The sequence below is a fragment of the Kitasatospora sp. NPDC001261 genome (assembly GCF_042896795.1).
Taxonomy (GTDB): domain Bacteria; phylum Actinomycetota; class Actinomycetes; order Streptomycetales; family Streptomycetaceae; genus Kitasatospora.
The window spans coordinates 43,351-55,180 of record NZ_JBIAXP010000020.1; the positions used below are offsets into that span (position 1 = coordinate 43,351).

At 74.1% G+C, this 11,830-nt stretch carries 10 protein-coding genes; 1 reads left to right on the plus strand and 9 read right to left on the minus strand.

Annotated features, from left to right (window positions below):
- Positions 1–57: 57 nt before the first annotated feature.
- The 8 genes from ACFY4B_RS25835 to ACFY4B_RS25870 all read right to left on the minus strand — a co-directional run bounded on the left by ACFY4B_RS25835 (position 58) and on the right by ACFY4B_RS25870 (position 10,153).
- Positions 58–1,332, minus strand: a complete 1,275-nt coding sequence (locus tag ACFY4B_RS25835) for an RNA polymerase sigma factor (RefSeq protein WP_387971444.1) — start codon at positions 1,330–1,332, stop codon at positions 58–60.
- Positions 1,333–1,368: 36 nt separating this feature from the next.
- Entirely contained in the window at positions 1,369–1,968 is a 600-nt protein-coding gene (locus tag ACFY4B_RS25840) for a dTDP-4-dehydrorhamnose 3,5-epimerase family protein (RefSeq protein WP_387971447.1), read from the minus strand.
- 60 nt (positions 1,969–2,028) lie between these two features.
- The gene (locus ACFY4B_RS25845) at positions 2,029–3,291 is read right to left on the minus strand and encodes a methyltransferase domain-containing protein (RefSeq protein WP_387971450.1); all 1,263 of its coding nucleotides are present in this window, start codon (positions 3,289–3,291) and stop codon (positions 2,029–2,031) included.
- A gap of 76 nt (positions 3,292–3,367) precedes the next feature.
- Positions 3,368–4,489, minus strand: coding sequence for a DegT/DnrJ/EryC1/StrS family aminotransferase (locus ACFY4B_RS25850; RefSeq protein WP_387971453.1), 1,122 nt, complete (start codon positions 4,487–4,489; stop codon positions 3,368–3,370).
- A gap of 19 nt (positions 4,490–4,508) precedes the next feature.
- A complete protein-coding gene (locus ACFY4B_RS25855; protein WP_387971456.1) occupies positions 4,509–5,765 on the minus strand; it encodes an acyl-CoA dehydrogenase family protein in 1,257 nt (418 codons plus the stop codon).
- Positions 5,766–5,815: 50 nt separating this feature from the next.
- On the minus strand, positions 5,816–7,009 hold the full coding sequence (locus tag ACFY4B_RS25860; protein ID WP_049650264.1) for an acyl-CoA dehydrogenase family protein: 1,194 nt from the start codon (positions 7,007–7,009) through the stop codon (positions 5,816–5,818).
- A 126-nt stretch (positions 7,010–7,135) separates the two neighbouring features.
- Positions 7,136–8,494 carry an NDP-hexose 2,3-dehydratase family protein gene (locus ACFY4B_RS25865; RefSeq protein ID WP_387971697.1) on the minus strand — a complete coding sequence of 453 codons (1,359 nt, stop codon included), beginning with the start codon at positions 8,492–8,494 and terminating at the stop codon, positions 7,136–7,138.
- A 135-nt stretch (positions 8,495–8,629) separates the two neighbouring features.
- Entirely contained in the window at positions 8,630–10,153 is a 1,524-nt protein-coding gene (locus ACFY4B_RS25870) for an FAD-binding protein (protein WP_375872988.1), read from the minus strand.
- A 410-nt stretch (positions 10,154–10,563) separates the two neighbouring features.
- Between ACFY4B_RS25870 and ACFY4B_RS25875 the strand changes: the two genes are divergently transcribed.
- Positions 10,564–11,310, plus strand: coding sequence for a DUF2306 domain-containing protein (locus ACFY4B_RS25875; RefSeq protein ID WP_074002840.1), 747 nt, complete (start codon positions 10,564–10,566; stop codon positions 11,308–11,310).
- Positions 11,311–11,334: 24 nt separating this feature from the next.
- Here the strand turns inward: ACFY4B_RS25875 and ACFY4B_RS25880 are convergent, their stop codons facing one another.
- Positions 11,335–11,679, minus strand: coding sequence for a YciI family protein (locus tag ACFY4B_RS25880; protein WP_234348258.1), 345 nt, complete (start codon positions 11,677–11,679; stop codon positions 11,335–11,337).
- Positions 11,680–11,830 lie beyond the last annotated feature (151 nt).

Here is an 11,830-nt window from a genome sequence, read left to right on the forward strand (position 1 = left end):
CGCACCGGCCCGCCGGGCCGCCCCGTCCCCGCACCGGCCCGCCCCGGGACCGCCGGCTCACCGCCGGGCCGGGCCGCCCCGGGACCCGCCCGGCTGACGGACCCGCTCCGCCTGCGCCAGCAGGTAGCGCCGCTCGGGGTCGCTCTCGGTGCGCCGCGCCGCGGCCTCGTAGGCGGCCCCGGCCTCGGCGGGGCGGTCCGCGAGTTCCAGCAGATGGGCCCGGACGGTGTCGACCCGGTGGTTCTGCGCCAGCGCGGGGTCGTCCGCGACCTCGGCGAGCACCTCCAGCCCGGCGAGCGGGCCGTGGACCATGGCCGTCGCCACCGAACGGCTGAGCGTGACCACCGGGCTCGGCGCGATGCGCTCCAGGATGCGGTACAGCATCAGGATCTGCGGCCAGTCCGTCTCCGCGACGCCGGGCGCCTCCGCGTGCAGGGCGGCGATCGCGGCCTGCAACCGGTACGGGCCCGGCCCGAAGCGTTCGAGGGTCCGGGCCACCAGGGCGACCCCCTCCGCGATCGCGTCCCGGTCCCACCGGGTCCGGTCCTGGTCGGCGAGCGGGACGAGCGCGCCGTCCGGTGCGGAGCGGGCGTCCCGCCGGGCCTCGGTCAGCAGCATCAGCGCGAGCAGCCCCGCCACCTCGCCCTCCTGCGGCAGGGCGCGGTGCAGGTCACGGACCAGGCGCAGCGCCCACGCCGTCAGGTCCGGGCGCACCACGGTCGACCCGCTGGACGCGGTGTGCCCCTCGTTGAAGATCAGGTACAGCACCTGGAGGACCACCTGCACCCGCGCGGCGCCCTCCTCGCCGACGGGCATCCGGAACCCGCCCCCGACCTCCTTCACCCGCTGCTTCGCCCGCCGGATCCGCTGGCTCATGGTGGCCTCCGGCACCAGGAAGGCACGGGCGATCTCCGCGGTGGTCAGCCCGCCGACCGCACGGAGCGTCAGCGCGGCCTGGGCCTGCGGCGAGAGCTCGGGGTGGCAGCAGAGGAACAGCAGGCGCAGGGTGTCGTCGGTGTCGCCCGGGCCGGCCTCGTCGGCCGGGGGGACGGCCGGCTCGCCGGCGGCCGACCGGGCCACCACCACGGCCTCGCGCCGGTGCCGGGCGCTCTCGCTGCGGATCACGTCCTGGAGGCGGCGGGTGGCGACGGTGAGGAGCCAGGCGACCGGGTCGTCCGGCACCCCGTCCCTCGGCCACTGCACGACCGCGGCGAGCTGCGCCTCCTGCATGGCGTCCTCGCAGTGGTCGAACTGCGTGGGGTGGCGGCGGGTGAGCAGGCCGAGCGCGCGCGGCGCCGACCGGCGCAGCAGTTCCTCGACGACGACCGCCACCCGGACCTCCCCAGCGTTGCGGTCCAGGCTAGCCGATCACCGCCCCGCGGACCCGGCCCGCCGGCACTCCCGGTAGTCGGGCAGCAGCCCGGCGGAGCGGGCCTCGGCGAGCGACGGCGCGTCCCGGTCGCGCGCCGAGAGGAGCGTCCGGGACGCCTCGGGGACGGGCAGGGCCAGCGCGGGGTCGAACGGCGACAGCGCCAGCTCGTTGCGCGGGACGTACTCCTGTGACAGCAGGTAGGACACGACGGTGTCGTCCTCCAGCGCGAGGAACAGGTGCCCCACGCCCACGGGCAGGTACACGGCGCGGTACCGGTCCGGGCCGAGCTCGACGGAGTCCCACCGCCCGAAGGTCGGGGACCCGACCCGCAGGTCGACGACGACGTCCAGGGCCCGCCCGCGCGGGCACGTCACGTACTTCTCGCAGCCGGGCGGGGTGGCCGTGTAGTGCACCCCGCGGAGCACCCCGCTCCGCGACCGGCTGTGGCTGGCCTGTCGGACGGCGAACAGCGTTCTCCCGGTGGCCGCGCGGAAGTCCGCCTCCTGGTAGCCGGACAGGAACTCCCCCCGGTCGTCGGGGAAGACGCGCGGGGTGAACTCCAGCGCGCCCTCGACCGCCAACTCCCGTACGTCCATGGCACTCCTCTCCTCGCGGGCCGGCCGGGGAAGGCCGTTCCCCGGCCGGGTGGGCCGCGGTCAGTCGACGCGCACCTCGGGGACGTAGCGGATCCAGCGGCCGCCGGCCTCGCGGAAACCGGTCTCCTTGGCCATGATCTCGTCCGCGTGGTTCCAGGCGAAGAGCAGCGCACAGTCCGGGTACGGGTCGGCGAACGCCTCGGCGGGGCGCACCGGGATGTGCGTTCCGGGGGTCAGGCGGCCCTGCTTGGCCGGGGTGGTGTCGCAGACGAAGGAGACCAGGTCGGGGCCGATGCCGCAGTAGTTGGCGACCGTCGCGCTCTTGGCCGTCGCGCCGTAGGCCACCACCGTGCGGCCCTCGTCGCGGAGCCGGGTGAGCAGCGCGAGCAGGTCGTCCCGGACCGCCGCCACGGCGTCGGCGAAGCCGCGCAGGGTGTCCGGGGCCGCGAGCCGCCGCTCCTCCTCGTGGGCGAGCAGCTCGCCCACGGCCGGCGAGGGGCGCCGGGTGCCGGGCCGGGCGAGGGTGTACCTGATCTCCCCGCCGTGCACCGGCAGTCGGCGGACGTCGACGAGCTCGAAGCCGAAGCGTTCGGCCAGCGCGTGGACGGAGCGCGCGGTGAAGAGGTAGAAGTGCTCGTCGTAGATCTGGTCGAAGGAGGTCTTCTCGACGACGTCGCCGAAGTACGGGTCCTCGAAGACGAACACGCCGTCGGGGGCGAGCAGTGCGTCGACGCCGCGGAAGACGGACTCCAGGTAGGGGATGTGACAGATGGTGTTGGCCGCGTAGATCACGTCGGCGGGCCCCTCCGCGCGCCGGACGTCGGCCGCGGTCGCCTCCTCGAAGAAGTCGCCGCGTACCCGCACGCCGGCTGCGCGCGCGACCTCGGCGACCTTGCGGGAGGGTTCGAAGCCCAGGTGGCGGACGCCGGCCTCGCCGACGGTCCGGAGCATCACCCCGTCGTTGCAGCCGATCTCGACGGCGAACGCGCCGTCGCGGGCCAGTTCCGAGGCCAGGAACCCGCCGGCGGTGCGGGCGAAGTGCTCGCGCATCACGGCCGACCCGGACGAGTAGTACGGGTAGTCCTCGTGGAACATCCGCTCCCTGGGCACCTCGTCGACCAGCTGCACCATGGTGCAGGCGGTGCAGCGGGCGACCCGGAGCCGGTAGAAGAACTCGTCGGCGACGGGCGTCCGCGCCGGGAAGGCGTCGGAGAGCGGTTGGCGGCCGAGGTCGAGGAACTCCTCGGTCGCCGCGCCGCAGATCCGGCACGGGTGCGGTGGGGCGGGCGGGGCGGGCGGCGCGGTGTCGATCCGGTCGGTCATCGTCGGGCCTCCATCGTCATCGTCGTCGGCACGGCTGCGGCTGCGGCTGCGGGCGCGGGCGCGGGGGAGCGGGAGGTCAGAGCCCGGCCAGGACCTCGCGCAGGGCCTCGATCACCCGGTCCTGGAGGTCCGGGGGCAGCGAGGGGTACATCGGCAGCGAGAAGATCTCGCCGGCGAGCCGCTCGGTCACGGGCAGCGCGCCCTCGCCCACGCCGAGGTGGCGGAACCCCTTCATGGTGTGGACGGGCCACGGGTAGCTGATGTTCAGGGCGATGTCGTGCCGGAGCAGTTCCTTCAGGACGAGGTCGCGCCGCGGGTGGCGCACCACGTAGAGGTAGTGGACGTGCTCGTTGCCGGGCGTGGTCCGGGGCAGCACCAGGCCGTCGGGGGCGGCGAGGTCGGAGAGCGCCTCCTGGTAGCGGCGCGCCACGCTCCGGCGGCCCTCGATGTACGCGTCCAGGCGGGTCAGTTTGCGCCGGAGGATCTCGGCCTGCACCTCGTCCAGCCGGCTGTTGTGGCCGGGGGTGTCGACGACGTAGTAGGTCTCCTCCATCCCGTAGTAGCGCAGCCGCCGCAGCGCGCGGTCGGTGTCCGGGTCGCGGGTGACCACGGCCCCGCCGTCGCCGTACGCGCCCAGCACCTTGGTCGGGTAGAACGAGAAGGCGCCGGCGTCGCCCATGGTGCCGGCCGTCCGGCCGCGGTGGCGTGCCCCGTGCGCCTGGGCGCAGTCCTCCAGGACCGCCAGGCCGTGGTCGCGCGCCACCCGGAGCACCGCGTCCATGTCGACGCACTGGCCGTAGAGGTGGACGGGGACGATCGCCCTGGTGCGGTCGGTGACGGCCGCCTCGAGCAGGTCGGTGTCCATCAGGTAGTCGTCCTCGCGCACGTCGACGAAGACGGGCACCGCCCCCACGGCGTCGATCGCGACCACGGTCGGGGCGGCCGTGTTGGACACCGTGACGACCTCGTCGCCCGGCCCGACGCCGAGCGCCTCCAGCCCGAGGACGATGGCGTTGGTGCCGTTGTCGACCCCGACGCAGTGGTCCAGCCCGTGCCAGGCGGCGAACTCCGCCTCGAAGCCGCGCACGCTCGCGCCGAGCACCAGCTGCCCGGAGCCGAACACCGTCTCGACGGCGTCGAGCAGGTCCTCGCGTTCGTTCCGGTACTCCGGAAGGTAGTCCCATACCCGCGTTGTCATCTGCGCCCTCCTCGGTGGGTCAGCGCCGCCCGGCGGGGCGGGCGGCGCGGGTGCTCATGTAGTCGTCGTCCCGGTCGATGCGCAGCGCCCGCGCACTGAGGTGGTCGACGGCGTCGGGGTAGGTGTAGGGCTGCATGAACCACCCGGCCCGGACGTCCCGGTAGAGCCGGGCCAGGCTCGAACTCCCGGCGTACGAGGCGCCGCCGACGATGGTGAGGCAGTCGTTGACGATGTCGGGCGCGAGCCGGTTGAGCGTCAGCTTCGCGCACTGGAACGCCGTCATCATCCGGGGGCCGCGCACGGCCGGATCGGGCACGCCGGCGGTCAGCGCGTCGGCCTCGGCCAGGGCCGCGGCGGTGGTGGCGCGCGCCGCGTACAGGCGGGCCTCGACCTCGGCGACGAGCGTGCGGACGGCGGCGGGCGCGCCGGGGCGCTCCCGCTGCCACTCCACGGCGGCGTCGCGCGCGGCCCGGGCGACGCCCAGGTAGATGCCGAGCATGGTGATCGAGCTGACGGTCTGCCCGGCCAGCGCGGTGTCGCCGCGTTCCCCGACCGGGCCCCGCACCAGCACGTCGGCGTCCGGTACGGGGCACCGGTCGAAGGCGATGTCCCAGGTGCCGGAGGCGCGCATCCCGAGGCCGTCCCAGGTGTCCAGGACGGTCAGGCCGGGGGTGCCGAGGGCGACGAGGGGCGCCGCGAGGCAGGTGCGGCCGTCCGCCTCGACCAGGGCGTAGGCGAAGAAGTGGGTGGCCACCGGGGCCATGCTCACCAGCGTCTTGCGGCCGGAGAGCAGCCAGCCGCCGGAGCCGTCCGGCTCCAGCCGGGTCACGGTGCCCGGGGGGTCCTTGACGGCGCCGCAGACCCGCGCCTCGCCGGTCGCCATGGCGCGCAGCACCCGCTCGGCGAGCGCCGCGGCCTCCGGCTTGCCGTTGCGCCACTCGTACGCCAGCGTCAGGCCCCGGCTGAACTGGACGTGCAGGGCGAGCGCCGTCGAGGCGTCGGCCCGGGCCACCTCCTGGAGCGCCAGGGCGACGTCGTGGAGGCGGTCCACGCCGAGCCCGCCGAGCTCCGCCGGGACGGTGCCGCCGAGCACGCCGGCGCGTGCGAAGCGTTCGAAGACCTCGACCGGGAAGGTGCCGGTCCGGTCCCGTACGTCGGCGTCGGCGCGGATCGCCGGCACCTGCTCGGAGACGAGGCCGAGCAGCCTGCGGCCCGCCTCGCTGACCGGCGCGGACAGGTCCGGGCGCGCGGCCTCGTTCGCGGCCTCCGTCAGCACAGTTCGCCTCCCGTTTCGTTCCGGCCGGGCATCGCGCTCGCACCGGCGGTTCAGAGGTACTGGGTGTTCGGCGCCTGGCCGCACAGCAGCCGGCCGTAGAGTTCCAGGTTGGTGTTCGGGTGCATGACGGCGTGCAGGTGGAGGGTCCGGACGTCCCGCTCGATCCGCTGGATCGGCACGTCCAGGTAGACCGAGGACGCCCCGCTCGCGGTGGCCAGGATGTCCACCGCCTCCTTGACGCGCGCGCAGACCGCGCCGGTCTCCAGGCGGGCCAGGGCGCGCTCCTCCAGCGTCCAGGGCTCGGCGGCGGCGTTCTTCGCGTCGACGAGGTCCGCGAGGCGGTAGCAGTGGAACTCCGCCTCGTCGATCTTCACCGCGGCCTCCGCGACCTGGAGGTGGGTCAGCGGCGCCTCGCGCTGGTCGGTGTAGTCGGTGTAGGTGATCCGCCGGTCGGGGAGGCGCTCGAAGAAGGCGTCCTTCGCGGCGATCGCGAGGCCGAGGGCGGTCGCGCTCACCGTCGCGCAGGCCGTCGGCATGATCGGGGCCCGGTAGATCTCCGAGCCGGCGTTGCTGCCCGCCCCGCCGCCGCCGATCATGACCGGCTCCATCGGGATGTAGCGCTCCGCGGGGACGAAGACGTCCCGCGCGACCGTGGTGACGCTGCCGGACCCGCGCAGCCCCACGGTGTGCCAGTCGTCGACCACCTCCAGGTCGGAGACCGGGATCAGCGTCATGATGGGCCGGGGGGCCGCGTCGGGGGTGAGCAGGACCGCCGCGTTGGTGTCCCAGGTGCTGTGCTGGACGCCGCTGTTGAACTTCCAGGAGCCGTTGACGAGGATGCCGCCGTCGACCGGGACGGCGGTGGCCGTCGGGCTGATGATCCCGCTGACCAGGGCGTCCGGGGAGGCGAGGACCCGGTCCTGCACCTCGTCCGGGAACAGTGCGGCGACCCAGGCGCTGATCGACCAGACGCCGGCCGTCCAGGACGCCGCGCCGTCGGCGCGGGCCAGCTCCACCAGGAGCTCGGCCTGGGTGCGCATGTCGACCTCGAAACCGCCGAGGCGCCTGGGGATCCGGGTGCGGAGCAGGCCGGCGTCCGCCAGGACCGAGACGGTCTCCTTCGACAGGCGCCGGTTCTCGTCGCCCCAGGGCGCGTTGTTCCTCAGGACCGGCGCCACCTCGCGCGCCCGGCGGAGGATCTCGGCGCGGTCGGGGACGGCGGTCGTTGCGGTGGTGTCCGTCATGACGTGCTCTCCCTGGTGAAGGACGGGGCAGCGGAATTCGGGGCATGGCGGGGGCGGGTCCACCGGTCGCGCGGTGGCGGTCCCGCACCCCGTGGACGGCGTCGCGGGGGGATCGGAGCCGGGGGATCAGAGCCGGACGGCGCGCGTGGTCAGCGCCGAGAGCAGGGTGCGGGCCTGGACGTTCACCCGCCCGCCGCGGGTCACCAGCGCGGAGAGCTGACCAGGCGTCACCCAGCAGTACCCGGGCGGTGGTTGGGACGGCGCCTGCGCTCCGTCCGCCTCCACGATGGCGTAGCGGCTCACCGCGTTCAGGAAGCGGCCGCCCTCCTCGGAGTGGAGGGCCGAGTAGCGGACGCGGGAGGGCGCGGCGGTCTCGACGACGTCCAGGAAGTGGTGGCGGGGCCCGCGGGGGCGGCCGCGGTGGTGCTCCGGGGTGCACTGCACCGTCGGCGCGAGTTCCGCGATCTCCTGGAAGCCGACCTCCACGCCGGCCCGGGCCAGCAGGTGCGGCACGCCCGAGAAGTACCGCAGCACGAAGGCGCTCAGCCCCAGCCGTACGGGTTCGACCAGCGGCTGCGTCCACTGGGCCACCTCGCGGCTGCCCGCCTCGACGGCCACCGCGACCACGCGGAAGTGGCGGTCCGGCACCCGGCGGATCGCGTGCGCGGTCCGCACCCAGCCCCCGGTGTCGCGCAGCGGGACGCGCCGCACCCGCAGCGAGCGGCGGGCCCGCTCCGCGGCCAGCCAGCCCTCGATGTGCTCCACGGAGATCAGCCCGCTCGCTCCCGAGACGGGGAGGGGGAGGCAGGAGAGCACCGTGCGGGCGTCCATGTTGACGAGGTTGTCGCGGTGCAGCAGTGCGGCGATCCGGTCGAGGGTCAGCCAGCGGAAGTTCTCGGCGACCGGCACCTCCTCGTCGACCAGCACGATCGTGTTCCGGTTGAACTTCCGGTTGAACCAGTCGCCGTGCTCGGACTGCAGCACGTCCGCGACGGGACGCCCCCGGGACGGATCGAGGAAGTACTCCAGGTAGGCGACCGGCGCGCCCTTGTGCACGCCGGTGTAGTTGCTGTGGGTCGCCTGCACGGTGGGGGAGAGCTGGACGATGGTGGGGTTGCCCGGCTCCATCTTCGCCTGCATCAGGTAGTGGCGCACCCCGCCGAAGTCCTTGGCGATGATCCCCAGGAGGCCGACCTCGGGCTGGTCGATGATGGGCTGGCGCCAGGTCGGCACCGGGCCGTCGGCCGTCTCCACCTCGACGCCCTGGATCGAGAAGAAGCGCCCGCTGTCGTGCACCAGGTCGCCGGTGTCCGGGGCGAAGGACCACCCGCGGAGCCGGTCGAACGGGATGCGCTCGACCCGGAAGCGGTCGGCCCGCACCCGGGCGGACAGCCAGTGCGCTATCTCGTCGGCCGAGGCGCCCGGACCGTCCCGGCCCGGTGCCGCGACGGGGCGCCGGGTGAGGGCCGGAAGCCGGGTTCCGATGCCTCCACGAACCGTACCGATGGTGCTCAACTCCACGTCCTTTCAGGGGAATCGGCTGTCACGGGAATCGGCGCGGAGGTCACCCCGAGGGGGCCGGCCCCGGCCGGGCGGCGCGAACCGCCCGGCCGGAACGCGCTAGGACGGGAGTTCCACCGACATCGCGTGGCGGAAGACGTTCCCGGGGTCGTACCGCTTCTTGACCGCCTGCAGCCGGGCGTAGTTGTCCCGGTAGTACAGCGTCGTCCAGGAGACCCCGGAGTCGTTCAGCTTCGGGTCCAGCAGGTCGACGTCGGGGTAGTTGATGTAGCTCCCGGAGTTCCGCTCGTCCGGGAGCGGGACGCCGCCGGTGGCGGCGTAGACGTCGCGGTAGAAGGAGCGGACCCAGTCGAGGTGCTCGGCGCCCGAGCCCCCCTCCCAGTTCCCGGTGGAGTAGACGGCCTTCACGATCGCGTCGCGCTGGGCCGTGGCGGTGGCGTCGGCGGGCAGCGCGTTGACCTGGCCGCCGAACCCGGAGAGGCCGAGGTTCGCGGCCGGGTTGTGGTAGTCGGTGCTGCTCAGGTACCTCCAGATGACCGCTATCTGCTCGTCCGTGTACCCCTTGCGGAGGTCCCCGGCCTTGTGCTTGTAGTTCCCGGACGGCTCGTAGGGCCAGTTCTGCGGGGACATCCAGGGGATGACCTGGTCGGTGTCGATCACGGGCGTGGCGCCGACCCCGGCGGTGAGGAAGTCGACATGGGTGTTCAGTCGCTCCGACGCGCCCGGGAGCGCGTCGTCGATGACGGAGATCAGGCCGAGCATGCCCCCCGAGCGGTGGAAGAGCTGGAGGACCCCCCAGATGTCGCAGGCCGGCGTGCCGGGCTCGCTGTTCCGCTCGTACCAGGTGCCGTAGTTGCGGATCAGCGTGCCGAACGACGCCTCGTCCATGCCGTCCCAGGAGTACATCACCGTCCGCCGGCGCGCGTTGCCGGGGGCCTTCGGCAGCAGGTCCGCCGGCCGGTCGGAGCGCACGCCCCGGCTGCGCAGCCAGAACCGGGTGACGACGCCGAAGCTGCCGCCCCCGCCGCCGGCGTGCGCCCACCACAGGTCCCGGTTCGGGTCGCCCTCCTCGCGGGTGGCGACGACGGTGCGGGCCCTGCCCTTCTCGTCGACGACCACCACCTCCACCGCGTACAGGTGGTCCGCCACCAGGCCGTCCCGGCGGGAGAGGTGGCCGTAGCCGCCGCCCGTCAGGTGCCCGCCGATCGCCACGTCCATGCAGGCCCCGGCCGGCAGGGTGACGCCCCACTCCTTGAAGAGGGTGCGGTAGACGTGCCCGAGCGTGGCGCCCGGACCTATCGCGAAGGCCCGGCGCTCCGGGTCGTGGCGGACCTCGTCCAGCAGCGACAGGTCGATCAGCGTCTCGACCTCCGGAGCGAAGGTGAAGCCCTCGAAGCAGTGGCCGCCGCTGCGCACCCCGATCCGCTTCCCGGCCCGCACCGCCTCCTCGACGACGGCGACGACCTGCTTGGTGCCGTGCACCACGCGCACCGAGTCGGGGCGGCCGACGAACCGTTGGTTGTGGCCGATGGTCAGGCTGCTGTACCGGCTGTCCTCGGGGCGGACGACCGTCCCGTCGGCCCGGGCCGGGGCGAGACCTCCGGGATCCGTCACATCACTCACGTACTACCTCCGGAAACAGTGGGCGGAGTTGTCTCCCCGGCGGCTCTCGGCGAAGCCTCCGCACGTGGGCGCGGACCGGCACGGTGACCGGGGCGGCCACGCGGCGGCACGTCGAGGCCCCCGGGGGTTCGTTCGACGAACTCCGTCAGCGTACAGGTGAGTTGACGAACCATGAGATCGATCCGACCGGACCCCGGACGCTGCGGACCCGACCGGTCCCCGACACCGTCCAGCACAGCCGTCCCTCCTCGCCCGTCGCCCCGATCGGCTCCAGACGCATCGTCGTCCGTCGCAGCGGCCCCTGTCTTCTCGTGGATTGCGCAGGAGGGACAGCAAGCCGGGAGGTGCCGTCCGGCCGCTCGGTTTGTGAAGCTGGCGGCCATTCGTCACCCGGGCGGGGAAGGACACCCATGGCTCAGCAGACCGACAGCACCGCCACCGCCGCGCTCCCCGAGTCCGGCCGGCGCCGCGACTCCGGCGGGCGGGACGAGTCCGGCGGAGGGGGCGCGGACGGCGGGCGGGGCGCGGGGCGGGCCTCCGCCCGCCGGTGGGCCGCGCTGCTCGCCCTGCTCGTCGGGCTCTTCCTCGTCGACGAGCTCCCGCCCTACCTGCGCTTCGATCCGGCGAAGGCGCGCATCAACCTGGATCCCCAGGTCCCGTGGCACTACGCGGTCCTGGTGGCGCACATCGCCTTCGGGTCGATCGCGCTGGTCACCGTCGTGCTCCAGCTGTGGCCCGGGCTGCGGCGGACCCGCCCGCGGGTGCACCGGCTCAGCGGCCGGCTCTACGTGTACGCCGGCGCCCTGCCCTGTGCCGTCACCGCGCTGGTGATCATGCCGCTGATGCCCGAGTGGCGCGGCGACATCGGGATCGCGCTCCAGGCGCTGCTGTGGATCGCGACCACGGTGGCCGGGACGGTGGCGGCCCGCCGGCACCGCTGGGCCGAGCACCGCCGGTGGATGCTGCGGAGCTTCGCGCTCGCCGCCGGCGTGCTGTGGGGCCGCGCCATGGTCGACGTCATGGTCCACACGGGTGCGCCCGTCCCGCTCGACTACCTGTTCGAGGTCGCGCGCTGGCTCGGCTGGATGGTCAACCTCGTCCTCGTGCAGCTCTGGCTGGACCGGAAGCCGCGGCGACGGCTCCCGGTGTCCGCCTGAGGAAGGGCCGCCGGGCCCCTCCGGTCACGCCTCCGGCCCCACCATGGGCCTGATCTCCACCCGGGCCAGCCGGGCGTCGGGAATGCGGGCGGCGATCTCCGCCGCCCGCTCCATGCCGTCGCAGTCGACGATGTCGTAGCCCGCCAGGTGCTCCTTGACCTCGGCGAACGGACCGTCCACGACCTGCACCGCGCCGTTGCGGACCCGCACCGCCCGGCTCCGCTCCGGGGGAGCCAGCACCGAGCCGCCGACCCACTCCCCGGACGCCTCCAGTTCGCCGATCAGCGCCGCGTGCTCGGGGCCGAGCGAGGCCCGCTCCGCCTCCGTGAGCGCCTCCCACACCACCGGGTCGCTGTAGATCAGCAGCATGTACTTCACGCACGTCCTCCGCGGCCTGTTCCGGAACTTCGTGGACGACGATAGCGAAGCGGATGTCGGATCGCAGGCCGCGGCTCCGACCCCGGGGTGACGGACGCCCTCCGGGGGCGGTCCCGTCCCGTACAACCCGACTCTGGAGGAC